General features: G+C 71.1%; 24 protein-coding genes. 13 read left to right on the top strand and 11 right to left on the bottom strand.

Features of this window, described 5'->3' with window-relative positions; genetic code table 11:
* Nucleotides 1-96 precede the first annotated feature (96 nt).
* The 6 genes from AB5G72_RS15775 to AB5G72_RS15750 all read right to left on the bottom strand — a co-directional run bounded on the left by AB5G72_RS15775 (nucleotide 97) and on the right by AB5G72_RS15750 (nucleotide 7,061).
* The gene (locus tag AB5G72_RS15775; protein ID WP_440220361.1) at nucleotides 97-1,674 is read right to left on the bottom strand and encodes a sensor histidine kinase; all 1,578 of its coding nucleotides are present in this window, start codon (nucleotides 1,672-1,674) and stop codon (nucleotides 97-99) included.
* Entirely contained in the window at nucleotides 1,671-2,528 is an 858-nt protein-coding gene (locus tag AB5G72_RS15770) for a hypothetical protein (protein WP_440220360.1), read from the bottom strand. The genes AB5G72_RS15775 and AB5G72_RS15770 overlap by 4 nt, the downstream gene beginning before the upstream one ends.
* A gap of 161 nt (nucleotides 2,529-2,689) precedes the next feature.
* Nucleotides 2,690-4,516, bottom strand: a complete 1,827-nt coding sequence (locus tag AB5G72_RS15765; protein WP_067715963.1) for a phosphoenolpyruvate carboxykinase (GTP) — start codon at nucleotides 4,514-4,516, stop codon at nucleotides 2,690-2,692.
* A gap of 117 nt (nucleotides 4,517-4,633) precedes the next feature.
* Entirely contained in the window at nucleotides 4,634-5,047 is a 414-nt protein-coding gene (locus AB5G72_RS15760; protein WP_069389409.1) for a DUF6802 family protein, read from the bottom strand.
* On the bottom strand, nucleotides 5,044-6,342 hold the full coding sequence (locus AB5G72_RS15755; RefSeq protein WP_440220359.1) for a hypothetical protein: 1,299 nt from the start codon (nucleotides 6,340-6,342) through the stop codon (nucleotides 5,044-5,046). Before AB5G72_RS15755 ends, AB5G72_RS15760 begins: the two co-directional genes overlap by 4 nt.
* Entirely contained in the window at nucleotides 6,339-7,061 is a 723-nt protein-coding gene (locus AB5G72_RS15750; protein ID WP_440220358.1) for a hypothetical protein, read from the bottom strand. The genes AB5G72_RS15755 and AB5G72_RS15750 overlap by 4 nt, the downstream gene beginning before the upstream one ends.
* A gap of 146 nt (nucleotides 7,062-7,207) precedes the next feature.
* Between AB5G72_RS15750 and trmB the strand changes: the two genes are divergently transcribed.
* The 5 genes from trmB to AB5G72_RS15725 all read left to right on the top strand — a co-directional run bounded on the left by trmB (nucleotide 7,208) and on the right by AB5G72_RS15725 (nucleotide 12,942).
* On the top strand, nucleotides 7,208-7,984 hold the full coding sequence (trmB, locus tag AB5G72_RS15745) for a tRNA (guanosine(46)-N7)-methyltransferase TrmB (RefSeq protein WP_440220357.1): 777 nt from the start codon (nucleotides 7,208-7,210) through the stop codon (nucleotides 7,982-7,984).
* A 46-nt stretch (nucleotides 7,985-8,030) separates the two neighbouring features.
* Nucleotides 8,031-8,705, top strand: coding sequence for an NYN domain-containing protein (locus tag AB5G72_RS15740; protein WP_440220356.1), 675 nt, complete (start codon nucleotides 8,031-8,033; stop codon nucleotides 8,703-8,705).
* 10 nt (nucleotides 8,706-8,715) lie between these two features.
* Complete coding sequence (locus AB5G72_RS15735; protein ID WP_440220355.1) at nucleotides 8,716-11,169, top strand: MMPL family transporter; 2,454 nt, start codon at nucleotides 8,716-8,718, stop codon at nucleotides 11,167-11,169.
* A 64-nt stretch (nucleotides 11,170-11,233) separates the two neighbouring features.
* On the top strand, nucleotides 11,234-12,565 hold the full coding sequence (locus tag AB5G72_RS15730; RefSeq protein WP_253002565.1) for a lysylphosphatidylglycerol synthase transmembrane domain-containing protein: 1,332 nt from the start codon (nucleotides 11,234-11,236) through the stop codon (nucleotides 12,563-12,565).
* Nucleotides 12,562-12,942: a DUF3054 domain-containing protein gene (locus AB5G72_RS15725; RefSeq protein ID WP_227022187.1), complete on the top strand. Its 381-nt coding sequence runs from the start codon at nucleotides 12,562-12,564 to the stop codon at nucleotides 12,940-12,942. Before AB5G72_RS15730 ends, AB5G72_RS15725 begins: the two co-directional genes overlap by 4 nt.
* Before the next feature lie 27 nt (nucleotides 12,943-12,969).
* On the opposite strand, the gene AB5G72_RS15720 is transcribed toward AB5G72_RS15725, so the two are convergent.
* Nucleotides 12,970-14,007, bottom strand: a complete 1,038-nt coding sequence (locus AB5G72_RS15720; RefSeq protein ID WP_440220354.1) for a glycoside hydrolase family 25 protein — start codon at nucleotides 14,005-14,007, stop codon at nucleotides 12,970-12,972.
* Nucleotides 14,008-14,251: 244 nt separating this feature from the next.
* Between AB5G72_RS15720 and AB5G72_RS15715 the strand changes: the two genes are divergently transcribed.
* Nucleotides 14,252-14,524 carry a hypothetical protein gene (locus tag AB5G72_RS15715; protein WP_067715983.1) on the top strand — a complete coding sequence of 91 codons (273 nt, stop codon included), beginning with the start codon at nucleotides 14,252-14,254 and terminating at the stop codon, nucleotides 14,522-14,524.
* Between the two features lie 78 nt (nucleotides 14,525-14,602).
* Here the strand turns inward: AB5G72_RS15715 and AB5G72_RS15710 are convergent, their stop codons facing one another.
* Both AB5G72_RS15710 and AB5G72_RS15705 read right to left on the bottom strand, forming a co-directional pair.
* Nucleotides 14,603-15,292, bottom strand: coding sequence for a pentapeptide repeat-containing protein (locus AB5G72_RS15710; RefSeq protein WP_440220353.1), 690 nt, complete (start codon nucleotides 15,290-15,292; stop codon nucleotides 14,603-14,605).
* Nucleotides 15,293-15,317: 25 nt separating this feature from the next.
* On the bottom strand, nucleotides 15,318-15,773 hold the full coding sequence (locus AB5G72_RS15705) for a hypothetical protein (RefSeq protein WP_143337737.1): 456 nt from the start codon (nucleotides 15,771-15,773) through the stop codon (nucleotides 15,318-15,320).
* A 101-nt stretch (nucleotides 15,774-15,874) separates the two neighbouring features.
* On the opposite strand from AB5G72_RS15705, the gene AB5G72_RS15700 reads away from it, so the two are divergent.
* From AB5G72_RS15700 to AB5G72_RS15690, 3 genes are all read left to right on the top strand, one after another.
* Nucleotides 15,875-16,387 carry a DUF4395 domain-containing protein gene (locus tag AB5G72_RS15700; protein WP_271800438.1) on the top strand — a complete coding sequence of 171 codons (513 nt, stop codon included), beginning with the start codon at nucleotides 15,875-15,877 and terminating at the stop codon, nucleotides 16,385-16,387.
* Nucleotides 16,388-16,574: 187 nt separating this feature from the next.
* Nucleotides 16,575-17,126 (top strand): hypothetical protein, encoded by a 552-nt coding sequence (locus AB5G72_RS15695; RefSeq protein ID WP_440220352.1) that lies wholly within the window; start codon nucleotides 16,575-16,577, stop codon nucleotides 17,124-17,126.
* 155 nt (nucleotides 17,127-17,281) lie between these two features.
* Entirely contained in the window at nucleotides 17,282-19,330 is a 2,049-nt protein-coding gene (locus tag AB5G72_RS15690) for a M13 family metallopeptidase (RefSeq protein WP_256820433.1), read from the top strand.
* Between the two features lie 6 nt (nucleotides 19,331-19,336).
* Here AB5G72_RS15690 and AB5G72_RS15685 read toward each other — a convergent pair whose 3' ends face one another.
* Complete coding sequence (locus AB5G72_RS15685; RefSeq protein ID WP_067715997.1) at nucleotides 19,337-20,032, bottom strand: Crp/Fnr family transcriptional regulator; 696 nt, start codon at nucleotides 20,030-20,032, stop codon at nucleotides 19,337-19,339.
* A gap of 121 nt (nucleotides 20,033-20,153) precedes the next feature.
* Between AB5G72_RS15685 and ctaD the strand changes: the two genes are divergently transcribed.
* The 4 genes from ctaD (at nucleotide 20,154) to AB5G72_RS15665 (ending at nucleotide 25,011) form a co-directional block, all read left to right on the top strand.
* Nucleotides 20,154-21,923: an aa3-type cytochrome oxidase subunit I gene (gene ctaD, locus AB5G72_RS15680; RefSeq protein ID WP_404850633.1), complete on the top strand. Its 1,770-nt coding sequence runs from the start codon at nucleotides 20,154-20,156 to the stop codon at nucleotides 21,921-21,923.
* A gap of 66 nt (nucleotides 21,924-21,989) precedes the next feature.
* Nucleotides 21,990-23,066 carry an NAD(P)H-dependent amine dehydrogenase family protein gene (locus AB5G72_RS15675; protein ID WP_335673199.1) on the top strand — a complete coding sequence of 359 codons (1,077 nt, stop codon included), beginning with the start codon at nucleotides 21,990-21,992 and terminating at the stop codon, nucleotides 23,064-23,066.
* Nucleotides 23,063-24,034, top strand: a complete 972-nt coding sequence (locus AB5G72_RS15670; RefSeq protein WP_256821521.1) for an esterase/lipase family protein — start codon at nucleotides 23,063-23,065, stop codon at nucleotides 24,032-24,034. Before AB5G72_RS15675 ends, AB5G72_RS15670 begins: the two co-directional genes overlap by 4 nt.
* Nucleotides 24,031-25,011: an esterase/lipase family protein gene (locus AB5G72_RS15665; RefSeq protein ID WP_440220351.1), complete on the top strand. Its 981-nt coding sequence runs from the start codon at nucleotides 24,031-24,033 to the stop codon at nucleotides 25,009-25,011. Before AB5G72_RS15670 ends, AB5G72_RS15665 begins: the two co-directional genes overlap by 4 nt.
* 14 nt (nucleotides 25,012-25,025) lie before the next feature.
* On the opposite strand, the gene AB5G72_RS15660 is transcribed toward AB5G72_RS15665, so the two are convergent.
* Entirely contained in the window at nucleotides 25,026-26,090 is a 1,065-nt protein-coding gene (locus AB5G72_RS15660; protein ID WP_440220350.1) for an ABC transporter ATP-binding protein, read from the bottom strand.
* Nucleotides 26,091-26,226: the final 136 nt, after the last annotated feature.

The raw sequence follows: 26,226 nt of genomic DNA, 5'->3' as shown, positions 1-26,226 counted from the left end.
AACCCTCCTTCTCGAACCCGGAGTATCCCATGGGGAGACATCACTTTGACGCTGCCCGGTACCGTGTCCGCGGTTTCGTTCGAGGGGTGCGCAGGATCAGCGCGTACCGCTGTCCCCCGGCACGACCGGGCCGGCGTCCTCGTCGTCGCGGGGGCGCTTCTCCGGTGGTGGCGCGATGAGGGGGACGACGATGCAGAACACCGCGCCCCCGCCCACGGCGTTGAACGCGAACGCACGTCCCCCGTGCGCCTTGGCGATGGTGGAGACGATGGCCAGGCCGAGTCCGGTGCCGCCCCGGCCGTCGCGCAGTTGGCCGCGCGCGGTGTGGAAACGCTGGAAGATGCTCTCCTCTTCCCCGGGCGGGATCCCCGGTCCGCTGTCGCGGACCCACCACAGGAGCCGGCGGCGGTAGTCCTCCCGCTTGGGCGACGGGGCGACGGGCCCCGCCGCGAACCCGTCGGGCACGGTGGGGTCCCCCGGCTCGATGATGCGGCACCCGATCTCGATGGTGTCGCCGGGTCCGGTGAAGCGGACGGCATTGGAGCAGAACTGCATGAGGGCCTGCGTGATGCGGTGCTGGTCGAGTCGGGCCACGCCCTCGGCGTAGGGGAGCACCCGCCAGTCCCGGTCGGCGATCACGTCGATCTTCGCCTCGACGTCCAGCACGAGTTCGGCGACGTCGGTCGGAACCGTCCGGAGGAAGTCGGGACGGTCGGCCCTGGCGAGGGTGAGCAGGTCCTCCACGATGCGGGTCATCCGCGACAGCTCGTCCTGCATGAGGCGGGTGGCCTCGACACGCCCGTCGGGGTCGTCGGGCATGAGGTCGAGGTTGCCCTGCACGACGGTCAGGGGCGTCCGCAGCTCGTGCCCGGCATCGTCGAGGAACTCCCGCTGGGTCCGGTAGGCCTCCTCGACGCGTTCGAGCATGGCGTTGACCGTGTCGGCGAGTGAGACGATCTCATCGGGCCCGTCGGAGGGGACCCGCCTCGACAGGTCGGCGGCGGAGATGGTCTCGGCGGCTTCGCGGATACGGCGCACCGGCACGAGCATCCGCCCGGCGATCCACCACGCGAGCACCGCGCTGACGACCATGCCTCCGACGCTGGCCCAGCGCATGTAGAAGACCACGCGCCGTGTCTCCTGGTGAGTGCCCCGGTCATTGACGGCGACGACGATGTTGGCCAGTCCGGCGGGGCTCTCGACCGTGGTCTTGCGCCACCGCACCGAGCCGTCGAGGATCCCCGAACTCTCGGTGGAGACCAGGCCGATCCGTTGGATCTGTGAGCGTATCGCCGGAGGGAAGAGCTGGTCCTCCTCTGGCCCGTACCGCGAGAGCGTGAACTGGGTGCCCGACTCGGTGGCCGTCCCGACCAGCAGCAGCTCCGAGGACGGGTACTGCTGGGCGAGGTATGCCCGGATCAATTGCTCGACCGTGGGGTTCTCCGACTCGAAGGACGGCAGGATCCCGGCCGTCATGAAGGTCGTGAAGTCGGCGGCCTCCCGGTTGAGCCGCGAGTCCATCACCCGTTCGGTGCTGAGGTTCAGCAGTTGGAACGTGAACACCATCATCGCCGCGAACACGGCGGCGGTGATCAACGTGATGCCGAGGGTGATGCGGAGCCGGGCGGAGTGCCACCAACGGATCGGGGCCGACGTCGGTATCGAGGGGTTCACCTCGGCATCGGGTGGTCGTCGCCGGACACTCTCGGGCTGGACACCGTCGGGCTCGCCGCCGTCGGGCTGGACACTGTCGCGCCCGCCCCCTGCGAGGTCGTCACCGGCCCGCTCGCGGCACGGTCCCCCACGGGAGGTCGGCCGAGCACCGGAGCGCCGCCGGCGGGCGACCGACCCGCGTGTGGGGGAGGCCCGGTCTCGTCGGCATGGGCCGGTCGGCCGGTCTCTCCGGCATGGGGCGGGGGCCCGGGCAGCGGGCCACCTGCTGCGGGCGGTCCGGGAACGGACACGGGAGGCCGACCGGCATCGGGCGCCGGTACGGCGGGACGGCCGCCCGGTCCGCGGTCGTCAGGCGTGTCGCCTCGATCGGCCCCGCCCTCGGAGTGGGGTTCGAAGGTCACCGGCTGGTCGTCCGCCCCGGAGCCGGGACCGGGGCCCGTCGTGGGGTCGCGGGGCACGAGGTCGTCCCGGACCCGGTCCGGGCCCTGCCCGGCGCGCGGACCGACGGTGTCTGCGGGAGCAACCCGGCCGTCGGCCTGCGGGGGAAGCGGTGCCAGCGGCACGGAGGGCACCGTCAACAGCGAGAGGAACGACGGGATCGGCTCCGGTACGGGCAGGGCCGACCTGCCGTCGATCACCGTGAGGAACGGCTTGATCCCCTCGATGGCGGTGCCCGCGTACTCCTCGTCGACGGCCGGGGACGCGTCCGTCGACTCGCCGGTGATCCCGGCGGTGGCGGTCGGCCCGGCAGGAACGGACGTCGGGGCGGGGAGCCCGAAACCGGCCACGGCGGCTGCCGCCACGCCGCTCGCCACGATGGGAAGCGCGATGAGGCCGATCACGCTGGCTCTCATGCCCCTCCTTCCGGGCGGGAACGCTGTTGCCCGCACAGCCAGTAACTGTGACATCAACAAGGGCAGTAGTACAGGGCTTCGCCCAGATTGTAGAGGCGGACGGGCCACACCGGGGAATGGTGTGGCCCGTCCGCGTGGGTCTTTCCGTGCAGGTGCAGGTGTCAGCCGAGCCGCTCCTTGAGGGCGGCGAACTGCTCGTGGACCTCGGCCGGGACCTTGGGTCCGCAGAACTCGAGCCACTCGGTGATGAGCGGCAGCTCGCGGCGCCACTCCTCGGGGTCGACGGCCAGGGCGGCCTCGACGTCCTCGATCGGGGTGTCCAGGCCGGTCATGTCGATGTCCGCGGCGCGGGCGGTGATGCCGGCGGCGGTCTCGTCGCCCTCCACGCGACCCTCGATGCGGTCCACGACCCACTTGAGCACGCGGCTGTTCTCGCCGAAGCCGGGCCACACGAAGCGGCCGTCGGCGCCCTTGCGGAACCAGTTGACGAGGAAGATCTTGGGCATCTTGTCGCCGCCCCGGGCGCCCATGTCGACCCAGTGCTGGAAGTACTCGCCGACGTTGTAGCCCACGAACGGCAGCATGGCCATGGGGTCGCGACGCACCGCGCCGACCTGCCCCTCCGCGGCAGCGGTCTGCCCGGAGGACAGGGTCGCGCCGATGTACACGCCGTGGTTCCACGAGTAGGCCTCGCTGACCAGCGGGACCGTGTCGGCGCGGCGACCGCCGAAGAGGATGGCCGAGATCGGCACGCCCTCGGGCGAGTTGAACTCCGGCGCGGTGACCGGGCACTGGTTGATCGGGACGCAGTAGCGCGAGTTGGGGTGCGCGGCGTTGCCGGCCTTGCCGTCGCCCTCCGGGGTCCAGTCGTTGCCCAGCCAGTCGATGAGGTGGTCCGGGGTGCCCTCGAGGTCCTCCCACCACACGTCACCGTCGTCGGTCAGCGCCACGTTGGTGTAGATGGCGTTGCCCGGCTCCAGCGTCTTCATGGCGTTGGGGTTGGACGAGTAGTTGGTGCCCGGGGCGACGCCGAAGAAGCCGTACTCCGGGTTGACGGCGTAGAGCCGGCCGTCGGCGCCGAAGCGCATCCACGCGATGTCGTCACCCACGACCTCCGCGCGCCAGCCCTCGATGGTGGGCTGCAGCATCGCGAGGTTGGTCTTGCCGCAGGCGGACGGGAAGGCCGCGGCGATGAAGTGGACCTCGTCGGCGGGAGAGATGAGCTTGAGGATGAGCATGTGCTCGGCCATCCAGCCCTCGTCGCGGGCCATGGCGGAGGCGATGCGCAGCGCGAAGCACTTCTTGCCCAGCAGGGCGTTTCCGCCGTAGCCGGACCCGAACGACCAGATCTCGCGGGTCTCGGGGAAGTGGGTGATGTACTTCTCCTCGTTGCACGGCCAGGGCACGTCCTGCTCGCCCTCGGCGAGCGGGGCACCCACGGAGTGCAGGCCCTTGACGTACTCGCCGTCCGTGCCGATCTTCGCCAGGGCCGCCGAGCCCATGCGGGTCATGATCTTCATCGAGACCACCACGTACGCCGAGTCGGTCAGCTCGATGCCGAGCTTGGGGTCCTCCGCCTCCAGCGGGCCCATGCAGTACGGCACGACGTACATCGTGCGGCCCCGCATGCTGCCGCGGAACAGTCCGGTCATGTGCTCGCGCATCTCGGCCGGGTCGCGCCAGTTGTTGGTGGGGCCGGCGCCCTCCTCGGTCTCCGAGCAGATGAAGGTCCGCGACTCGACGCGGGCGACGTCCTTCGGGTCCGACTGGGCCAGGAAGGAGTTCGGCTTCTTCTCCTCGTTGAGCTTGACGAAGGTCCCGGCCTCCACCATCTCGGTCGTGAGGCGATCCCACTCAGCGTCGGAGCCGTCGGCGAAGACGACCCGGTCCGGCTGGGTGAGCTCGGCGACCTCGGCGATCCACGCGAGCAACTCCGCGTGATCGGTTGGTGCCTGACCCTCGAGGCCGGGAATGGTGGTGGTGGTCATCACAGCTCCTCGCGCGTGGTGCATGGTGTTAGTCACAGAGTATCGTCAAGCGTTGTCGACTGCTCAGTCGCAGCCCCCTTTGCACACCCGGACATGAGGGATTCCTCAGGTCGCCGGTCAGATGTGGCCGTGGTCGATGCGTTCCCACCGGGCGGGCGACGGGAAGTCGCCGGTCGTGTCCCCGCGAGCCTCGTTCGTGAATCCCCCGAAGGGCACGCCCTCCGCGGGGTTCGCCAGCCGCCACGAGTCGTAGCTGCCGTCGAACCGCACGGTCGAGACGTGGTCGACGGTGCCGTCGCCGTCGGCGTCGGTGTACACGGTCAGTCCCCGGTCGTCGCCGAGGGTGACCGCCTCCATGAAGCCGTCCCCGTCGAGGTCCGCCTCGGGGGAGCCGAGGTCGAGGACGTCCTCGCCCACGGGCACGTGCAGTCCCAGCGACGAGGGTTCGGCCAGCGGGGCGTCCTGGAGGCCGCACACGTCGGGCGCCGGGTGGTGATCGAAGGAGTCCGCACCGAACAGCGGATCGGTCATGAGGGACTCCCTGTCGTGGGGGCCGGCGGGGCGGTCTGTCCCGCGCGGGTGGCTCGGATGCGGCGTTCGAGGTCGGCGACCCGGGGGCCGGGATCGTGGGCGAAGCCGTCGGTGATGGTGGCCTCCGCGGCGAGGATCCTCGAGCCGAGTGACTGCTCGGCATCGGCCCGCAGCGCCGCGAGCCTGTCGGCCACGGCCGCGACGGTGTGGGTGCGCAGCGCCTGCGTGCGGCGGACGGTGACGGTGATCCACCCCAGCACCAGCCCGCACAGGAGGGCGAGCGGGATGACCACCGCCGCGACGCCGGGGATCTCGGCGAGCGGGGACAGCAGCATGCGTCCCACCCCGGTCCCGCCGGCGGCGCCCATGATCATGACGAGCAGTTCCTCGCCCGTGTTGCGCGGCGGTCGACCCGGGGCGATGCCGCTGGTGGGCGGGGGGATGCGGGGACCCGCCGGCGCGGCGGCGCCGAGATGCCGGGCCACGAGGGCGTCGGCGCGGAGGTCTGCGCGGGCGATGGTGCCCGCCACCGCGGAGTCGGCATCGGCGGCGAGCTGGTGGACCAGCGCGTCGACTCGGGAGCGGGGGGCCGCGGCGAGCTCCTCGCGCGCCCGCCCACCGAGGTCGCGCACCGATCGGTGGAGATCCTGGACGACCTGCATGCGCAGCGCCTGGACGTCCTGCCGCAGTGCCTGGGAACGGGTGGTGATGGCCTCGGTGCGACGGGCGAGGAGCCAGTCGACGGTCGCGACGGCCGGATCCGGTGGCGGCGCTCCGCCGGGGCCGGGGCGCGCGGTGGGCGGACGGCGGCCGCTGGAGACGAGGGCGGCGACGGCGGCGAGCAGGGCGGCCGGGGCCCCGGGGCGACTGGCGTCGACCACGTGGACGGGCGCCGTCACGCCCGCCTCGGCCAGTCGCCGGGTGGTGACGTCGACCGTCTCCGACAAGCCCTCGGCCGTGCACTGGTCGGCGCGCCCGGCCAGGGCGACCGCCATCGGCAGTCGGGAGGCGACGCCGCGCGCGACCTCGACGTCGTCGGGGCGCACCGGACAGACGGCGTCGACGACGAGGACAGCGGCGTCCGGACGGTCCTCGGGTGCCGCGTCGACGAGCACACGGATCCGGGCCCCGCCATCGACGGTCGGGCCCGCGGCCGAGGTCAGCGCCCGGGCGACGGCGGGCGCGGCGGAGTCCCGTGCGCCCAGGACCGCGATCGTCAGGTCACGGGGTGGGGAGTCGCGGGGCGGAGAGTCACGGAGCGGAGAGTCACGGAGCGGTGCGGGTGCGGCGGTCACGACGGGCCCGATCCCGCGAGGACGCAGAGGGCGGCCTCCGCGAGGTCGCCCACCTCGTCGTGGACCGCGAGGCGTTCCAGTTCCGCCTCGAGACGGGCCACCCGGACCGTCGCCAGGGCGTCCAGGGCGCGCTCGAGGAAGGACACGACGCCGTCAACTGACCGGTGCCCCGGCTCGCGCGCGTTCACGGCGGGCAGCCCACGGGCCCACCGCGGCGGGACCTCGTCGTCGTCGGATTCGCCGCCGTCGGTGCCACCGTCGGCGCCCCCGCCACCGACACCCGTGGCCACCACCAACAGGGCGTGCCGGCGCGGGCGCCGCACCCACGCCTCCTCGTGGCGGCAGGGGGCGGTGCGCAGGCACACGATCTCCACATCGGGCGTCGTCGTGGCCGGCGCGCCGGGAGCGGCGAGCACGTCGAGGTCGTCGACCTGCGCCCGCCACCCGCGCCGCGCCCGCAGCGCCGCGGCCAGGGTGCGGCGCCCCGACCCCAGGCCGCCGCGGATCCGGATGTCGACGGGCGCGTCGAAACGCGCGAGGGCCTCCTCCACCGGGCCGTACGCACCAGGGTCGTACACGACAGGGCCGACGGCGGGGTCGACCGACCGTCCGGAGCGTTCCCGGGCGGAGGAGAGCAGGCGTCGGACGCGCGCGGCGGGATCCGGGCTCTCGGGTCGCACCGGGGCCTGGGGCTCGGTGTCGTGGGTCACGGTCGGCACGCGATAATCGTGACGTGGGGACCTGCCCGCGGCAAGACCTTCCCCCAGGCAGGGTCACCCGCGCGGCGCGGCGAGCGGCCCTTCGGCACGGGCGGGGACGTCGGTCGGATTCGTAACCCGACCACGGATTACGGGATGATGGCCGGGTGAACCAGAGCGAGAACCCCGCCCCGGCGGCTGACGGGACCCCGGACGACGGTGCCACTCCGGACGACGGTGCCACTCCCGACGACAGCGCCCGCCTGTTCCCCCGGGTGACGGCCTACCGGTTCCGGCGCGGAACCCTGCGGCCGGGCCAGCAGCGCAACTGGGAGGAACACTGGCCCACCTACGGGCGCAACGTCTCCGACGAGATCGTGGACCCGGAGCAGATGTTCGGGCGCCGCGCACCGTTGATCGTGGAGATCGGGTCCGGGACCGGGACCTCGACCGCCGCGATGGCCGCCGCCGAGCCGGACGTCGACCTGATCGCCGTGGAGGTCTACCAGCCCGGACTGGCCCAGCTGCTGGGCATGGTCCTGCGCGAGGGGCTCGAGAACGTGCGCATGATCCGCGGCGACGGCGTGGACGTGCTCACCAACATGATCGCGCCGGCGAGCCTGACCGGCGTCCGCGTGTTCTTCCCCGACCCCTGGCCCAAGGCCCGCCACCACAAGCGGCGGCTGCTGCAGTCCGGCACCTTCGAGCTCATCGCCTCACGCCTGGCGCCCGGCGGCGTGTTGCACGTGGCCACGGACCACGCCGACTACGCCGAGTGGATCGGCGAGACCGGCGACGCCGAGCCCGCGCTGAGACGGCTGGACCCCGCGACCGACCTCGGGCACGTACCGTTCAGTCCTGACAGACCCGTGACGAAGTTCGAGGGCAAGGGGCTGCAGGAGGAGCGAGTGATCAACGAATTCCTCTGGCGTCGTACGAACTGACGCCCTTCTCCACAGCCCCCGAACGACGACGACCGAGGCGGACGCGATGACCCCACCTGACGAGATGCGCAACCACGACACGACGGACGTGGTCACGCCCGACGCCCCGGGAGTGGTGCTCCTGGTGTGGGACGCGCCCAACGTCGACATGGGGCTGGGGTCCATCCTGGGCGGCCGCCCCACCGCGATCTACCGGCCGCGCTTCGACGCGCTCGGCCGCTGGCTGCTCGGGTACACCGCCGACCTGTCCCTGCAGACCGAGGACACCCTCGAGGCCGAGGCGACGGTCTTCACCAACATCGTCCAGGGCACCTCGGACAACGTCCGGCCGTGGGTCGAGGCGCTGCGCAACGTCGGTTTCGCCGTGTTCGCCAAGCCCAAGACCAGCGACGACTCCGACGTCGACGAGGACATGCTCCAGCACATCGACCTGCGGGCCGGCTCCGGCCGCCTCGCGGGCGTGGTGGTGGCGTCGGCCGACGGTCAGGCGTTCCGCGAACCGCTGGAGGACCTCGCCCGCGACATCCCGGTCACGGTGATCGGGTTCCGCGAGCACGCCACCTGGGCCGTCCAGCACGACACCATCACGTTCCTCGACCTCGAGGACATCCCCGGTGTGTTCCGCGAGCCGCTGCCCCGGGTCAGCCTCGAGAACCTGCCCGACGAGGGTGCCTGGCTGCAGCCGCTGCGGCCGCTCACGGCCCTGCTCACCTCGCGCTAGGAGTCCTGCGGTGTTCAACTCACTCGGGCGGTTCGTCGCCCACCGCCGCGTGCTGGTCCTGGTGTGCTCGGTTCTCGTCATGGCGTTCATCAGCCTCGCCGGAACCGCGTTCGGCAACCCGTTCGGTCAGGGCGGGTTCGAGGACCCAGACAGCGGGTGGGCGACCGCCGAACGGCTCGAGCAGGAGGCGTACGGACGCGACGCGCTCGGCGACGTCGTGGTGTCGTACCACGCACCCGAGGGCACCTCGGTCGACGATCCCGCCTTCCAGGACCCGATCCGCGCCTCGCTCGAGTCGATCCGCAGCGAGCACCCCGACGAGGTCACCGGCGTCACCAGCTTCGTGTTCAACCAGTCCCCGGCCCTGGTCAACAGGGACGAGGGCATCGTCGTGGCCTCCATCCAGATCGCCGGCGAGGACGAGGAGATCCTCGAGAACTTCCGGGTGATCGAGGACGAGATCGCCATCGACGGAATCCAGACCGACGTCGCGGGTGTGCAGGCGGTCGCCGGTGCGCTGCAGGACGGGATGGACGCCGACCTGGTCCGCGCCGAGCTCATCGCGCTGCCGCTGGTGTTCCTGCTGCTGATCGTGGTGTTCGGCGGTGTCGTGGCCGCGTTCATGCCGGTCGCGGTGGGCGTGCTCACGATCCTCGGTTCGCTCGGGGCGCTGCACCTGCTGTCGCTGGTGACCCCGGTGAACTCCTTCGCCCAGAACGTGGTGACGCTGATCGGCCTCGGCCTGGCGATCGACTACGGCCTGTTCGTGGTGAGCCGGTTCCGGGAGGAGATGGCCGAGGGCTACCCACCGGACGCGGCGGTGCGCCGGGCGGTCGCCACCGCCGGACGGACCGTGGTGTTCTCCGCGGTCATGGTGGGCGTGACCCTGTCCGGGCTGCTCATCTTCCCGCAGGCGTTCCTCAAGTCCGTCGCCTACGGCGCGATCGCCGCCGTCATCCTCGCCGCCGCACTGTCGGTGACGCTCCTGCCGGCCGTGCTGATGCTGCTCGGTCACCGCATCGACATGCTGGGCATCAAGCGGCTGCAGCGTCACCGCTCGCGCGAGCAGGTGGAGAACGGCCTGTTCGGTCGCATCGCCGACTTCTCCATGAAGCGTCCGGTGGCCGTGGCCATCCCCGTCGTCGTGGTGCTGGTCGCGCTCATCATCCCGTTCTCCGGCGTGAAGTTCGGTGGCATCAACGAGACCTACCTCCCGCCGGACAACACCACGCGCGTCGCGCAGGAGCAGTACGACGAGAACTTCCCCGGCACCCGGACCGACCCGGTCAAGCTCGTGGTGATCGGCTCCGACGGCGGCACCCTGTCGCAGATCCGCTCGGCGGCCAACGAGGCGCCGGGTCTGACCGGTCCGTTCCAGTTCGCCCGCTCGGGCGAGCAGGACGCGCAGGGGCGCGACGTTGTGGTGTTGCAGACCGGCGTGATCGACCGGAACGACGCCGCCGAGACCGTCGAGTACCTGCAGTCGTTCCCGATCCCCGCGGACACCGAGGTGTACGTCGGCGGCAACCCGGCCATGGAGCGCGATTCGGTCGAGGCCCTGGTCGACGGTCTGCCGTGGTTCGTGCTGTACGTCCTACTGGCGACCACGCTCCTCATGTTCCTCGCGTTCGGGTCGCTGGTGCTGCCGATCAAGGCCGCGATCATGAACCTGCTCGGCCTCGGTGCCACCCTCGGCATCCTCACCTGGATCTTCGTCGACGGGCACCTGTCCGGGTTGCTCGGATTCACGGCCGGCCCGCTCACCTCGCCGGTCGTGGTGCTGCTCATGGCGATCATCTACGGGTTGTCCACGGACTACGAGGTGTTCCTGGTCTCTCGGATGGTCGAAGCGCGCTCGCGCGGCGCCCGCACCACGGAGGCCATCCGCAGCGGTGTGGCCAACACCGGCCGGATCATCACCTCGGCCGCGCTCATCCTCATCGTGGTGACCGGCGCGTTCGCGTTCTCCGAGATCGTGATGATGAAGTACATCGCGTTCGGCATGATCGCCGCGCTCATCATCGACGCCACCGTGATCCGCATGCTGCTCGTGCCGGCGGTCATGCAGATGCTCGGCACCGACAACTGGTGGGCGCCCGGGTGGATGAAGCGCGTCCAGGAACGGATCGGCCTCGGCGAGGCCGAGATCGACGACGAGCCCGAGCTGCTCACCGGCCGACCCGCCACCACCGGCGAGGCCGAGCCGGTCCCCGCCGCGGACTCCGGGATCTCCGCGGATTCCGCGGGCGCCGGACGGACAGAGGTCGCCGGACCCGCCACCGCCGTGGCCGTGCTCGACCGCGAGCCCGGGGCCGAGCGGGACCTCGAGCCGGAGGTGGAGTTCGAGCCGGTCCGTGACCCCGAGTACGACGAGGAACCCGACATCACCGAGGACGGGAAGATCCCCGCCTCCGACCTGATCGCCCGTCTGATGCGGGAACGTCAGCAGGGGCGCGACGCGTGACGCTCGCCAGGGCCCTGCGGTGTGGGTCCTGGGCCGGGTCGGATCCTTTGGTTATGGTGGATCGATGATGGGCACGCGGGGCGCCGAGGCGCGGCGTCGCATCCGGGTGGTCCTGGGCAATCCGTGGTTCAAGGCCATCGCGACCCTGACTGTCCTGGCCTTCATCCTCTACTGGCTCCGTGGCCAGATGCCGTTCTTCGCCGAGGGATTCGAGGCCGTCACCCGCCCGCACTGGGGTTGGGTCGCGGCCGCGCTGGTGTTCTCCTACCTGTCGATGTCGAGCTACGGCTCGGTGCAGAAACTGCTCCTGCAGTCCGCCGGTGTCAGGGTGGGCTACTGGGGCAGCGTCGGCCTGGTGTTCTCCGCCAACGCGTTCTCCACGAGCATCCCCGGCGGGCAGGTCTTCGGCACCACCCTGACCTACCGCAAGACCCGGCAGTGGGGAGCCACCCGCGTCGTCGCCTCGTGGCAACTCGTCATCTCCGGCGTGCTGTCGACCGTCGGCATCGTCCTACTGGCGCTGCTCGGCTTTTTCCTGGTGGGGACGGTGTCCAACCCGTTCCTGCTGGCGCTTTCTGCCATGGGCCTGGTGGGGATCGTGGTGGTGGTCCAGTGGGCCGCCCGGAACCCCGACAGGATCGAGGGGGCGCTCCTGGCCCTCCTCGAGTGGATCAACGCGCGGCGTCGCAAGCCCGCCGACCACGGTGCCGCCGCGGTGCGCAAGGTCGTAGAGCAGGCCGAGGCCGTCGAACTGACCAAGACGCAGTTGTCCAAGGCCTTCGCGTTCTCCCTGCTCAACTGGGTCGCCGACATCGGCTGCCTGTGGGCGGCGGCCAACGCCGTCGGTGCCCAGCACAGCATCGGCGGCCTGTGCATCGCTTACGTGACCGGCAAGATCGTGGCCAGCGCGCCCATCACGCCCGGCGGGCTGGGGACCGTGGAGTTCGCGCTCATCACGACCCTGACCGCGGGCGGGCTCGGTGCGCATCAGGCGTTCGCGACGGTGTTCGTCTACCGCATCGTCAGCTTCGTGCTGGTCGCCCTGGCCGGATGGGTGGTCTTCTTCCTCTTCTACCGGGGTGCCGTGGACCTCGACCCCGACGCCGACCCGGACGACGCCGACGACCCGGGGGAGAACACCTCGTCGTCGTCCCCCTCTCCGTCCCCCGCGGCGGCGTATACCGCCGCGTCGCGGCAGACCGTCGCGGCGGCCCCGCCGGCCGGGATTTCGGCGATGTGGCCGCTCAAGGGCACACCGTGGCGGCCCCACGTGCACCACGACTCGGGTCCCATCCCGCTACTGCGCGTGCGTGAGGACGGGGTCGTGGACGACGAGGCCGGCGATGCGTCCTGCTCGGTCAGCGCGAGCGAGCGACGGGAGGGGAAGAGACGGTGAGTCGTGTGGCCGTGCCGGTGATGATCGTGCTCGATGCGGTGTTGGTGGTGGTGTTCTCCACGTTCGGCCGGGGCGCGCACTCCGAGGGGCTCGGCGTGGCCCAGGTCTGGGGTACGGCGTGGCCGTTCCTCATCGGGCTGGCAGTGGGGTGGCTGATCCTGCTGACGACCCGCCGCCCGCCCGCCGCCGTCGGGTCGGGCGTACTGCTGTGGCTGGCCACGCTGGTGGTGGGCATGGTGATCCGCGGTCTCGGTGACGGGCGTGTGCCGCACTGGAGCTTCATGGTGGTGGCGGGCGTCGTCACCGCCGTCCTCCTCATCGGATGGCGTGCGATCCGCGCCGCCGTGGTGCGGCGACGCGAACCCGCACCGCGCTGACGTCCCCCGCGGTCAGCGCATTCCGGGTCAGCGCATTCCGGGCGGCAGCTGGGCCACGACCTCGCGGGGGATCTCGATGGTCTCCGGCAGGCGCACCCCGTCCGGGGCCGGCAGGTCGCGCGGTACGGGGATCGTGAACGGCTCGACCGGGACGGGTGCCTCCGGCGGGATCCCGGCGGGCGCCTCGACGATCTCGCGGTCCGACACGAGCTCTGGGGCGGGCGGGGGAGGCGGCGCCGGTGCGGGCTCCGGTGTGGATTCGGGTGCGGGTGCGGGTGCGGGCTCGACGTGGCCGAGCCAGGCGTGGAGGTCGTCGCGGGTTCCGGCGAAGACGTTGAGATCCACGGCGTCGGTGAAGCCGGGCACCTCACCGGTCTCGGAGCGCTGCCAGAACAGCCACTCGTTCCAGCCGCCGATCACGGGCAGGGTGGGCTCGGACACCCCGTACTCGGCGAGCCACAGCGGGAACTCGGCGAAGCGGTGGGTGTTGGCCATCCGATCGATCCAGAAGTAGCGGTAGGTGTAGAGGATCGGCGCGCGACCGGTCCGGTGGGCGAGAGTGTCGAGGAAGACCTGCGTCCAGTCGGCCAGCTCGGCGGGGTCGAGGCCCTCGTCCTTCTCCAGATCGAGCACCGGCGGGAGCTGCGGGCCGCCGACGGACTGCAGTCGGTCGGCGAACGCGTGGGCCTGCTGCGCGGGGTCCATGGCGGGGCGCGCCATGTGATAGCTGCCGACGAGCATGCCGGCGGCGCGCGCATCGGCGACGTCGGACTCGTAGTAGCGGTTGGCGGGTCCGGTGCCCTCGGTGGCCTTGATGAACGCGAAGGACTGCCCGGACGCGGCGGCCGCGTGCCAGTCGACGCCGGCACCGTGCGGGTGCTGCCAGCTCGCGGCGTCGACCCCCTGCGCGAGGCCGTGGTAGGCGGGCGCCAGGGGGACGCCGGCGTCGGCGCGCGGGGAGATGACGACGACGAGGAGGCCGAGAGAAAGGGCTGCTGCAGAGGCCACGGCGACGAGAAGGCGGGGAAGGGGGGCGCGTCGGGCCGACGGTCCGGCAGATGTCATGGGCTGAGTATGTTGCAACCCCTTCAGTCACACAAGCAACTCACGCAACATTTCTCACATCTGTCCAGTTCCGGCCCGGGCAGCAGTCGCGGTGAGGCGCCGGAGGGTGGCCGGAGAGTGACCGGATAGTGGCCAAGATCACGGGTTGATCACAACCTGTAACACGCTGCCACACGCGTTCGATGACCTGGTTTCCTCACCTACGATTAAGGCAATCCCACCGACCAGTCGGGAGTGCCCCTCAATGAACAATGCGATCGACCTGACCACCCCGCGTTACCGCCAAGACCTCGTGACCGAGGTCGATGGCCCGGGCGACGACCCCTTTCTGGAGGTGTCGGTCGCCGAGACCGTGATGCTGGACGAGCACGGGGCGGGGCGGGGGGTTCCGGAGTTGCGGCTGCAGACCGGGGCGGAGGGCATCACGCTCACCGATCGTGACCAGATCCTGCAGCTCCAGGCGATCATCAACCGCGCGGTGAACCAGTGGCGCGAGTCCGCCTCGCACCTGATTTGAGCTCTCCTCGAGCGACTCGACGCGCTGCGCCCTGAGGTCGGGGCGGTCGGATGTGTGCGGCCGGATGCGGGTGGCCGGTCAGTCGACCCGGATCCCCGCCTCGCCGATCAGCGCCAGGCCCACGCCCAGAACCTGTTCGGGCGAGATGAGGGCGCCCCGCAGTGCCGACGCCCCGCGGACATCCTCCAGGTCCGCGCCGCGCAGGTCCACGGCCGAGAGGGTGGCCCGGTCGAACGCGGCCCCACGCAGGTCGGAGCCCTCGGTGGTCAGATCGGCGATGCGCGCCTCGAGCAGGTCGGCCTGCCGGCACCGTGTCGAGGCGAGGCGGACCCGCTGCAGTCGGGCCATCCGTAGGTTGATCATGTCCGCGTGGCAGTCCTCGAATGTCACGTCGGTCAGTCGTGCGTCGGACAGCACGATCCCGGTCAGTCGGCAGCCCGCGAACCTCACGCGGGTGAGCGAGGCGCCGTCGGCCACCAGTCCCGACAGGTCGCAGCCGCTGATCACGACATCGGTCAGCCTCAGGCCGTCCGCGCGGGCGCCGCTCAACCGGAGGTTCTCGAGTGCGGATTCCCGGATCTCCATCCCGCCGATCTGCGCCGCGCCCTCCTCCGGGTCGGGCGCGTGTTCGGCGGCGGCCAGGACCCCGTCCCACAGGCCGTCCGTCTCGAGTTCGGTGCGCGGCGGCTCGAGCTGCTCCCGTCTCGGGATGACGGGGGCGGCGGGTGGACGGGGTGAGTTCGAGCGGCGACGCAGCGGTGGGGGCACGGCCGTCAGCGTAGAGGGGGCGCGATCAGGGGAGGTCGCAGAGTTGCCGGAACTGGTCCCACTCGGCCTCGAGTGCAGCCGGGGAGACGGTCGGCTGCACTGCGATGCCCGACAGTCGACTCGCCACCGCGGACAGGGCGTTGTCGGTAACCCCGTCGGAAAGGCGGCGGACCTCGGCGGAGACGGCCTCGCGGTCGGTGTCGGCGCCGTGGACGAGTCGGTGGACGGGTTCGGTCAGCGTCCCGCAGCCCGGGGTGGCCTCCGGCCCGGGCGTCGGGGGCGGCGACGTCGCGGTGGGGGCCGCCGCCCCCGGGGATGAGGTGGCCGTCGCGATGGTCGAGGTGGCCGTGGCCTGGACGGCGGGGTCCGCGGTCCCGGGGGTCTGGTCTCCGACGCTGACCTGGCCGCACCCGGACACCGCCAGCGCGAGGGACGCGGCCGCCGCGGCGACGGTGCCTGCCGCTGCTCTACCGGGGATCATGGGCCGACACTAGCGGCATCTGGGATTCCGCGGGGCGCGGGCGTACTCTGGTCCGCGAGGTAGACCGATCGGTCTATCGAAGTGTGTGAGGAGCGAGAACTGTGAGTCTGCGAGAAGCGTTCGCCTTCCCCGAGATCGTCAACGACTACGCCGCGCGGTGCACCGCCGCCCTCGTGGTGACGCTCGCGGTGATCACCCTCCTCGCTCCCGAGCCCGCCCGGACATGGCTGGCGGGAGCGCTGGTGGTGGGTTTCGTGCTCCGGGTTGCCGGCGGCCCGCGGTACTCGCCGTTCGGTCGCCTGTCGGTTCACGTGCTCGCGCCGCGGGTCAGCGACGAGCCCAAGATGGTCGCCGGCGCGCCCAAGCGATTCGCCCAGACGATCGGCCTGGTGATGTCCTCGATTGCATTCGGACTGTTCCTCGCCGGGTTCGCGGTGGCGGGCAGCGTCGTGCTCGGTGTGCTGGTCGCCGCCGCGCTCGCCGAGGCCGCGCTCGGCTTCTGCCTGGGCTGCTGGGTGTACGGGCAGCTCCAGCGGGTCGGCATCGTCTCGGAGGACGCGTGCGTGGAGTGCGCGGACATCTGGGCGCGGCGCGGGATGACGGCCCGCAATTAAGGGGCGGCCCGGGAGGACCTCCCGGCTACGCGCCCGCGATGGTCCATTCACGCAGCCCAACCCCTCGATGAGTGTGCAATCGGGCAGCGTAGGCCAGTGAGGACGTGCAGCCGGGGCCGCTTGTGGTGGCGGTGTGAGCGGTCTTCATCGCGGACGACCTGTCGTGGTGCCGCGATAGTGTGGATCCATGAGTACTCCCGCTGACGGCAACGCCTCCGACCGGCCCGACGACCCGTTCGGCGGTCGGGCGAACGAGCAGTGGCCCGGTCACGACGGCGGTCAGCAGTCCGGGGCCGGCGGCTACGGCGGTCAGCAGTACGGGAGCCCGCAGTACGGAACCCCGCCGTACGGGAGCCCGCAGGGCGGCGGTCAGTTCGACCCGGGTCAGTACGGCGCGCAGCCCTTCTACGGCGCCGAGTACGCCTACGGGGCGCAGCAGCCGTACGGGATGCAGTCCTATGGTCAGCGGTACGGGATGCAGTCCTACGGTCAGTTCCCGCCGGCGGCCCGCAAGGACCCGGCGCTGATGCTGGTGGCGTCCCTCCTCGTGCCCGGCCTGGGGACGATGCTGGTCGGCCGGGCCGGTAGGGGTGTGGGCATCCTCGCCGGCTACCTCGTGGGTGCTCTGCTCTCGGTCATCCTCATCGGACTGCCCATCATGTTCGGGTTCTGGATCTGGGGGATGGTCGACGCCTATCAGGGCGCCAAGGATCACAACGCCCGCCACGGCCTGCCCTGACCCGCGTCCGGCAGCCGCGCGCGGCATCCACGACCACCGGCCCGCCTCACCGGTTCGGCGCATCCCGTCGGCCCGCCTCGTCGTCGTCACGGAGGTGGCGACCTCCGACGTCGTGCCGACCGCCCACCCCGCGACCACTTACGTAACCTGGTCACATGACAGCGACCGAGATCCCCACCACCGACACGCCCCGTCCCTCGGGCCTCGACCTGCAGTACGTCGATCTGGACGTCCGGCCCCAGGACGACCTCTACCAGCACGTCAACGGCACCTGGATCCGTGAGCACGTGATCCCCGCCGACCGGCCGATCGACGGTGCGTTCCTCGCCCTGCGCGACCTGTCCGAGGAGCGGGTGCGCGACATCATCACCGACGCCCCGGTCGACTCGCAGATCGGCGCCTTCTACGCCTCCTTCATGGACACCGACGCCGTTGAGGCCGCCGGCGTGGCCGCGCTCGCGCCCGATCTGGCCGAGATCGACGGTGCGACCGACGCCGACTCGCTCGCGCTGGCCATGGCGCGCCTGGAGAAGGTGGGCGTCGGCGGCCTGATCGGCGCCTACGTCAACAACGACGCCAAGAACTCGAGCGAGTACATCCTCTACCTGGTGCAGTACGGCATCGGGCTGCCGGACGAGTCCTTCTATCGTGAGGACCAGTACGCCGAGATGCGCGAGCAGTACACCGACCACATCGCCCGGATGCTCGACCTCGCCGGGCTGGTCGACGACGTGGACGGGGAGACCGGGGCCCGCCGGACCGCCGAGCGGATCGTCGCGCTGGAGACCCGCATCGCCGCCGCCCACTGGGACGTGGTGGCCCGTCGCGACGCGGACAAGACCTACAACCCCGTCACCTGGGACGAGTTGCCGCAGCAGGCCCCCGGCTTCCCCTGGCATGAGTGGGCCCGCGAGCTCGGCGGCACCGAGGAGACGTTCGGCCGGCTCGTCGCGATGCAGCCCGACTTCCTCACCGCCGTGGCCGACCTGTGGGCCTCCGAGCCGCTGGAGACCTGGAAGCAGTGGCTGCGCTGGCGGACGGTCTCCGCGCGCGCGCCGTTCCTGACCTCGGACCTGGTGGACGAGAACTTCCGCTTCTACGGCACCGTCATGTCCGGCACCGAGGAGAACAAGGCCCGCTGGAAGCGTGGTGTCGGTGTGGTCGAGGCCGCCCTCGGCGAGGAGGTCGGCAAGGAGTACGTGGCCCGGCACTTCCCGCCCGGCCACAAGGCGCGCATGGTCGAGCTGGTGGAGAACCTCACCGACGCCTACCGCTACTCCATCAGCCGTCTGCCGTGGATGACCCCGGCCACCCGCGAGCGGGCGCTGGCCAAGCTCGAGGCGTTCGTTGCCAAGATCGGCTACCCCGAGAAGTGGCGCGACTACTCGGCGCTCGAGGTCCGCGCCGACGACCTGCTCGGCAACGTGCGCCGCTCCGCCGAGTTCGAGCACCACTACGAGCTGGGCAAGCTCGGCGGCCCGGTCGACCGCGGTGAGTGGCACATGACGCCGCAGACGGTCAACGCCTACTACAACCCGGTGATGAACGAGATCGTCTTCCCGGCCGCCATCCTGCAGCCGCCGTTCTTCGACGCCGACGCCGACGACGCCGCCAACTACGGGGCGATCGGTGCCGTGATCGGGCACGAGATCGGTCACGGGTTCGACGACCAGGGAGCGAAGTACGACGGCGACGGCAACCTGGTCGACTGGTGGACCGACGACGATCGCGAGGCGTTCGGAACCCGCGTGGAGGCGCTGATCGCCCAGTACGACGGCCTCACCCCCGACGGCCTGGACGCCACGAAGGACCACGTCAACGGGGCCTTCACGGTGGGGGAGAACATCGGCGACCTGGGCGGTCTCACCATCGCGCTGCTGGCCTACCGGCTGGCACAGGGTTCGAACGAGCAGGGTTCGAACGAGCAGGGCACCGACGGCGAACCCGCCGAGGGCACCGAGGTGGGCCCGGAGATCGACGGGATGACCGGCATCCAGCGGCTCATCATCTCGTGGGCGATCGTGTGGCGGACCAAGACCCGCGCCGAGGAGGCCGCCCGCCGGCTCGCCGTGGACCCGCACTCCCCGCCGGAGTTCCGCTGCAACCAGGTGGTCCGCAACCTCGACGATTTCCACGCCGCCTTCGACGTGACCGAGGGCGACGGACTGTGGCTCGCCCCCGAGGAGCGCGTCAGCATCTGGTGAGGGTGCTCAGGCGCCGGTGAGTCGGCGGTGGTCGAGGTCGAACTCCCGCCGCGCGACCCTCTCGACGGCCCCCGAGGCGATGAGGTCGTGTAGTCGACGGCTCAGCGTCTCGGGGGTCGTCCCCAGATGCGTGGCCAGGTCGGACTGGGACAGTGGCAGTCGCACCCGGATCCGCCCGTCCTGGCGGGGCGACCCGGGTAACGACACGAGGTAGGCGGACAGTCGCGTGAGCACGTCCTCCGAGGTGATCGACGCCAGGTGCTGTTCGCTCTCGACCACCTTCCACGCCAGTTCGCGGGTGATCGAGTCGTTGAGCACCGGGCACGCGGCGGCCGCTGACCGGAGCGCGCCGTGCGAGACGCTGGTCAGCGTGGTGGCCTCCGCGGCGACGACGGTGTGACGGGCAGGGCAGCCCAGTGCGAACTCCACCAGGCCGAGATGGCTCCCGGGGCCGAGGACCCGGACGTGACGCTGGTGCCCGGACCGGTCCTCCCTGACGACATGGAGGGCCCCGGCCGTGATCACCACCAGGCGGCCCACCGGTTCCCCGGTCACCTGCACCACCGCGCCTGGCCTCGCCGTACTCGTCCGCGACGAGGCGGCCAGGGCGGCCCCGCACCGGGGTGGCAGCGAGGCGAACAGGACCGAGCCCGCGAACAGCGCGGACCCGGTGACTCCGGAATCGTCCCCGTGCGCGGTCATGTCACCAGTGTGGCCCTGTGGGGCGCCCACGTGTGCATTTCCTCACACCGAGTTGACCTAGATCAATGCGGTTCCGAGGCTTCCGGCCTAGTTTCGGATGAACGAACGACAGGGGAGCGATATGTCGGAGACTCTTGTACCGCCCACGCGCCCGACGCGTGAGCTCGACCACCCGCCGGGCGTCCCGACGGGTGGAGGTCGGCCGGGCTCGTTCGTGTGGAAGATGCTGACGACGACCGACCACAAGTTGCTCGGCATCATGTACATCGTCACCTGCTTCATCTTCTTCTTCGCCGGCGGCCTCATGGCACTGCTCATCCGCGCCGAGCTCTTCCTTCCGGGGATGCAGTTCCTGTCGAATGAGCAGTTCAACCAGCTGTTCACCATGCACGGCACGGTGATGCTGCTGCTCTACGGAACCCCGATCGTCGTCGGGTTCGCGAACTACATCATTCCGCTGCAGATCGGCGCCCCCGACGTGGCGTTTCCCCGGCTCAACGCGTTCGGCTTCTGGCTGTTCGCCGCGGGCGGCACGATCATGCTCTCCGGCTTCCTGACCCCCGGTGGCGCGGCGTCCTTCGGCTGGACCATGTACATGCCGCTGGCGGACAAGATCCACTCGCCGAACGTCGGCGCGGACCTCTGGATCCTCGGCGTCGGCATCGGCGGCATCGGCACGATCCTCGGTGCCGTCAACTTCGTCACCACCATCATCTGCCTGCGCGCACCGGGTATGACCATGTTCCGGATGCCGATCTTCACGTGGAACATCCTCGTGGCGTCGGTCCTCATCCTCCTGATCTTCCCGCTGCTCACCGCGGCCGCACTCGGCGTCTTCTACGACCGCACCTTCGGTGGTCGCATCTTCGATCCGGGCAACGGTGGCGCCATCCTGTGGCAGCACCTGTTCTGGTTCTTCGGTCACCCCGAGGTGTACGTCCTCGCGCTGCCGTTCTTCGGCATCGTCTCCGAGGTCTTCCCGGTCTTCTCTCGCAAGCCGCTGTTCGGCTACGCCGGCCTGGTCTTCGCGACCCTCGCGATCGCCGCACTGTCGACGGCCGTGTGGGCGCACCACATGTACGTCACCGGCGCGGTGCTGCTGCCGTTCTTCTCCTTCATGACGTTCCTCATCGCGGTCCCGACCGGCGTGAAGTTCTTCAACTGGATCGGCACGATGTGGCGCGGCAAGATGACCTTCGAGACGCCGATGCTGTTCGCCCTCGGCTTCATCATCACCTTCCTCTTCGGCGGTCTGACCGGCGTGATGATGGCCTCGGCGCCGATCGACTTCCACATCTCGGACACGTACTTCATCGTGGCGCACTTCCACTACACGCTCTTCGGCACCATCGTGTTCGCCACGTTCGCCGGCGTGTACTTCTGGTTCCCCAAGATGACGGGCCGGATGTACGACGAGCGGCTCGGCAAGATCCACTTCTGGTTGATCTTCATCGGTTTCCACACGACGTTCCTGGTACAGCACTGGCTGGGCAACCAGGGCATGCCGCGCCGGTACGCCGACTACCTGGATTCGGACAACTTCACGGTCCTCAACCAGATCTCCACGGTCGGTTCGTTCATCCTCGGCATCGCGATGCTGCCGTTCATCTGGAACATCATCAAGAGCTGGCGCTACGGGGAGATCGTCACGGTCGACGACCCGTGGGGCGCGGGCAACTCCCTCGAGTGGGCGACCTCGTGCCCGCCTCCGCGCCACAACTTCGTGACGCTGCCCCGGATCCGCTCCGAGCGCCCCGCGTTCGAGCTGCACTACCCGCACATGAGCGAGCGGATGCGGGCGGAGGCCCACGTCGGGGGCCGTCGCAAGGCCCGGGACCCGGACACCGCGAAGGACGTCGGGGAGCGCGGGACCTCGCCCTACAGGAGCTGAACACCGAGGGCCGGATGCGTGGAAGCGGCAACCCCCGGGTCGGGGCGACGGATAGTGTCGGTGCCCATGACGATCCGGGTAGTGGAATGGTCGACGGGGTATCTGGGCCGGATGGCAGTCGAGGCGATCGCCGCCCGGCCCGAGCTGGAACTGGTGGGCCTGTACGTCTCCGACCCGGCCAAGGTCGGCGTGGACGCCGGGCGACTCGCCGGGGTGGACCGCGACCTGGGTATCGCGTCCACCGATGACACTGACGCGCTGCTCGCGCTGGACCCGGACGCGGTGGTCTACACCGCCGAGACCGAGACGCGGTTCGTGGACGCGATCTCCGACTTCTGCCGCTTCCTGCGCGCCGGTATCGACGTGGTGGCCTCCGGTCCGGTGCTGCTGCAGTACCCGCACGGCACCCTGCCCGAGGAGATGATCTCCGAGCTCGCCGCCGCCGGACGTGAAGGCGGCGCCACACTGCACGTCAACGGCATCGACCCCGGCTTCGCCAACGACGTCCTGCCGCTGGCCATGACCAGCTTGTCCCGGCGGATCGACCACATCCGCGTGGGCGAGATCGCCGACTACTCCGTGTACCACCAGGGCGAGACCATGCGGCGGCTGTTCGGCTTCGGCGCATCCATGGACACGCTTCCGCCACTGCTGCGACCGGGGATGCTCGCGGCGGGCTGGGGCTCGGTGGTGCGCCAAATCGCGGCCGCTCTCGAGGTCACCCTGGACGAACCACTGGTGGAGCGCCACGAGCGCCTGCCCGCGGACCGCGACCTGACCTTGTTGGCGTGTGAGGTCCCGGCGGGGACGCAGGCCGCGCTGCGGTTCGAGGTGGTGGGGCAGGTCGACGGCGAGGACCGCATCGTCCTGGAGCACGTCACTCGCACTGCCCACGACCAGGCCCCCGACTGGCCGCGCCCGGACCACGGCGACGGCTGCTACCGCATCGAGATCACCGGCGATCCCGCGATGCGGGTGGAGTTCGGACACCACGCCGAGCACGGCGATCACAACGTCTCCGGCATGCTCGTCACCGCGATGCGGCTGGTCAACTCGGTGGAGGCGGTCGTGGCGGCGGCGCCGGGACTCGTGTACGCGAAGGACCTCCCGATGATCACCGGGCGTGGCTTAATGAGCACATGAGAACCCTGCGGGCCGCCCTGGCCGTCACCGCCGCCGCCCTCCTCGCGGTGACGGGCGCGGGCGCCGCGAACGCCACCGACCCGTCGACACGGGCACCGCTGCCGGTGCCGTACTCCTTCTTCGCCGGGGCCGCCCAGGCGCTCACGGCCCCGGGGGCGGAGCTGCCGGGGGCCAACGACTGGTCGTGCCGCCCCACCGCCGACAAGCCGCGCCCGGTCGTGTTGGTCCACGGCACCTCCGGTGGCGCGGTCACCAACTGGGCCACCTACGGGCCGCTGCTGCACAACGAGGGCTACTGCGTCTACACGCTCACCTACGGGGCGTTGCCCGGTCAGCCGTGGCCGGTCAGTCTCCTGGGCGGCTTGTCGGACATCACGGAGGTATCGGTGCCGCAGGTCGGCGAGTTCGTCGACCGCGTCCTCGCCTCGACCGGGGCCGAGCAGGTGGACCTCATCGGGCACTCGCAGGGGACGCTCGTCTCCGGCCTGGTCGCCAAGGTCGGCCGACCCGGCAAGGTGAACACCGTCGCCGCGATAGCCCCGCTGTGGCACGGCTCCCGCGGGACCGGGTCCGGGGCGATCGGCACCGCCCTGGCCAGCGGGGACCGCGGACGTGCGGTCGAGATCGCTCCGTCCCTCGGCCAGATGGCCGCCGGGTCGGAGACGCTCGAACTCCTGTGGTCGGGTGGCACCCCCTATGCGCCGGGCGTGACCTACCTCAACCTCGTGACCCGGTACGACCAGCTGGTCCGGCCGTACACCTCCGGTGTGGTCGAGGGCCCGCGGGCCACCAACATCACCATCCAGGACGGGTGTGAGCAGAACCGGGCCGAGCACCTGGCCATCGCCTCGGATCCCCGGACCGTGGACTTCGTGCTCAACGCCCTCGACCCCGCCGACCCGCGTGAACCGCGGTGTGAGGCGGTCGCCCCGTACCTGGGCCCGATTCCCCCGCTGCCGGGATCGTGACCCGGACCGGGATCGCGGGACTGCTCGCGGCGGCGGCCCTCGTCGTCGTCGCCCCCGGCCCCGCGGCTCCCGCGCCCACGGCGGCGGCCGCTCCCACCCCCACCACGGACCAGGTCCCGTGGCGCTGGTGGGACGGCGCGGCGTACCAACTCACCCACGGCCTGGCCGATCCGCCCGGCATCAACCGGGACGACTGCCGGCCGACCGCGCAGCGCCCCGCGCCGGTGATCCTCGTGCACGGCACCGGGCTCAACGGCGGGAACTCGTGGGCCACCCTCGGCGCCGCACTGGCCGCCGAGGGCTACTGCGTGTGGGCGCCCACCGTCGGCGCCCCACCCGGGCCCGGCGGCGAGCCCGGATCCGTCGGCGGCGTCGACTCGCTCACCGGGGTCTCCGCGCCGCAGCTCGCCGCCGAGATCGACCGCGTGCGCGCGCTCACCGGGGCGGCCGAGGTCGACCTCGTGGGGCACTCACAAGGCGCGATCATCGCCTCGTTCGTCACCGCGACCGCCCGGGCGGACGCCGTGCGGACCGTCGTCACGCTGGGCGCCGACCCCGCGCGGTCGGGCGACGGGCCACCCGGGTTCGTCACCGACGTCCTCGGCGTGCTGTCGCCCGACACGGCGCGGCAGGACGCCGAGGCGACGCTGGCGTGGCTGGGCGAGGACGGCGTCCCGTTCGCGCGCGGCGTGCGCTACGTGGCGGTGTCCTCGGACTACGACGAGCTCACCGGGCCGGTCGTCGCACCGGAGGTTCCGGACTTCGTGGACCTCGACGTGGTGCGGCTGCAGGACGGCTGCGAGGTCGACCGCTCGGGTCACCTGACGGTGCTGGCCTCGCCGCGGGCGGTGGACCTGGTGATCGACGCCCTCGGCGGGCCGCGGGGTCCGGATGGTGGCGAGCCGACCGACCCTCCGCCGCGCTGTGTGCCCGCCGATCAGGTGCTGGGCGTGCTCGCGCCCGTTCCGCCCCGGTGACCAGGCGCGCCGGATCAGTTCAAGCGGAGGCCGGTCTCGGGGTCGAACGCGTGGACCTCGGAGTCGACGTGCCGGACGCGGAGGCGCTCGCCGACCGCGGTCCCGTGGGCCCGGTCCAGGCGCACGGCGATCCGGTCGCCGGCGTCGGTGTGGCCGTACGCGAAGGACTCCGCGCCCAGCTCCTCGACCAGGTCCACCACCAGATGCAGGCCGGGTTCGTCCTCGCCCACAACCCGCAGTGACTCCGGTCGGGCACCGAGGGTGACGCGTTCGCGGCCCTCGAGTGAGGCGGGGATGGCCACCTCGGCGTCACCGACGTGGGCCCGGGAGCCCTCGACCGCCACCTCGAGGAGGTTCATGGCCGGCGTGCCGATGAAGCCGGCGACGAACGCGTTGACCGGCCGGTCATACAGCTCGCGGGGGGCCGCGACCTGTTGGAGGACGCCGTCTCTGAGCACCGCGACGCGCGTACCCATCGTCATGGCCTCGACCTGGTCGTGGGTGACGTACACCGTGGTCACGCCCAGCCGTCGCTGCAGCCCGGCGATCTCCCCGCGGGTGGAGACCCGCAGCTTGGCGTCGAGGTTCGACAGTGGCTCGTCCATACAGAACACCTTGGGCCGACGAACGATCGCCCGACCCATGGCGACCCGCTGGCGCTGGCCGCCGGACAGTTGGGAGGGTTTGCGGTGGAGGAGGGGATCCAGCTGCAGGATCCGCGCGGCCTCCTCGACCTGCTTGCGGGTGTCGGACTTGTTGACGCCGGCGTTGCGCAGTGCGAACCCCATGTTCTGGGCGACCGTCATGTTGGGATACAGCGCGTAGTTCTGGAACACCATGGCCACGTCTCGGTCGCGGGGAGCGACGCCGGACACGTCGAGCTCGTCGATGAACACGCGGCCGGCGTCGACGGGTTCCAGACCTGCGAGCATCCTCAGGCTGGTGGACTTGCCGCAGCCGGAGGGGCCGACCAGGACGAGGAACTCGCCGTCGGTGATGTTGATGTCGAGGGCGTCGACGGCGGGCGCCGATCCCTTGTCGAACCGGCGGGTCGCGTGGTCGAAGCGGACGGTGGCCATCGGGTGGGGTGCTCCTCGTGTGTGAATGTTCGGGGGAGGTGACGCGGCTGTGGGGTCAGGGGTGGGGCCGGGGCCGCCGAACGACGCCGACGCCGGGGCCGGATACGAGGTGCCCGGCCCCGGGCGTAGGCGATCG

It is taken from the genome of Dietzia sp. MNB45, assembly GCF_051994785.1.
Lineage (GTDB): Bacteria > Actinomycetota > Actinomycetes > Mycobacteriales > Mycobacteriaceae > Dietzia > Dietzia kunjamensis.
The sequence above is the reverse complement of the archived record's forward strand: the minus strand, read 5'-3'. Positions and strand labels throughout refer to the sequence as shown.

Excerpts from the sequence above, each read along its gene's own strand:
- AB5G72_RS15670 (WP_256821521.1), top strand. The coding sequence starts at position 23,063 with ATGAGAACCCTGCGGGCCGCCCTGGCCGTCACCGCCGCCGCCCTCCTC.
- AB5G72_RS15705 (WP_143337737.1), bottom strand. The coding sequence starts at position 15,773 with ATGATCCCCGGTAGAGCAGCGGCAGGCACCGTCGCCGCGGCGGCCGCG.
- AB5G72_RS15660 (WP_440220350.1), bottom strand. The coding sequence starts at position 26,090 with ATGGCCACCGTCCGCTTCGACCACGCGACCCGCCGGTTCGACAAGGGA.
- AB5G72_RS15695 (WP_440220352.1), top strand. The coding sequence starts at position 16,575 with ATGAGTACTCCCGCTGACGGCAACGCCTCCGACCGGCCCGACGACCCG.
- ctaD (WP_404850633.1), top strand. The coding sequence starts at position 20,154 with ATGTCGGAGACTCTTGTACCGCCCACGCGCCCGACGCGTGAGCTCGAC.
- AB5G72_RS15685 (WP_067715997.1), bottom strand. The coding sequence starts at position 20,032 with ATGACCGCGCACGGGGACGATTCCGGAGTCACCGGGTCCGCGCTGTTC.
- AB5G72_RS15760 (WP_069389409.1), bottom strand. The coding sequence starts at position 5,047 with ATGACCGATCCGCTGTTCGGTGCGGACTCCTTCGATCACCACCCGGCG.
- AB5G72_RS15690 (WP_256820433.1), top strand. The coding sequence starts at position 17,282 with ATGACAGCGACCGAGATCCCCACCACCGACACGCCCCGTCCCTCGGGC.
- AB5G72_RS15765 (WP_067715963.1), bottom strand. The coding sequence starts at position 4,516 with ATGACCACCACCACCATTCCCGGCCTCGAGGGTCAGGCACCAACCGAT.
- AB5G72_RS15770 (WP_440220360.1), bottom strand. The coding sequence starts at position 2,528 with ATGAGAGCCAGCGTGATCGGCCTCATCGCGCTTCCCATCGTGGCGAGC.
- AB5G72_RS15730 (WP_253002565.1), top strand. The coding sequence starts at position 11,234 with ATGATGGGCACGCGGGGCGCCGAGGCGCGGCGTCGCATCCGGGTGGTC.
- AB5G72_RS15675 (WP_335673199.1), top strand. The coding sequence starts at position 21,990 with ATGACGATCCGGGTAGTGGAATGGTCGACGGGGTATCTGGGCCGGATG.
- AB5G72_RS15740 (WP_440220356.1), top strand. The coding sequence starts at position 8,031 with ATGACCCCACCTGACGAGATGCGCAACCACGACACGACGGACGTGGTC.
- AB5G72_RS15715 (WP_067715983.1), top strand. The coding sequence starts at position 14,252 with ATGAACAATGCGATCGACCTGACCACCCCGCGTTACCGCCAAGACCTC.
- AB5G72_RS15720 (WP_440220354.1), bottom strand. The coding sequence starts at position 14,007 with ATGACATCTGCCGGACCGTCGGCCCGACGCGCCCCCCTTCCCCGCCTT.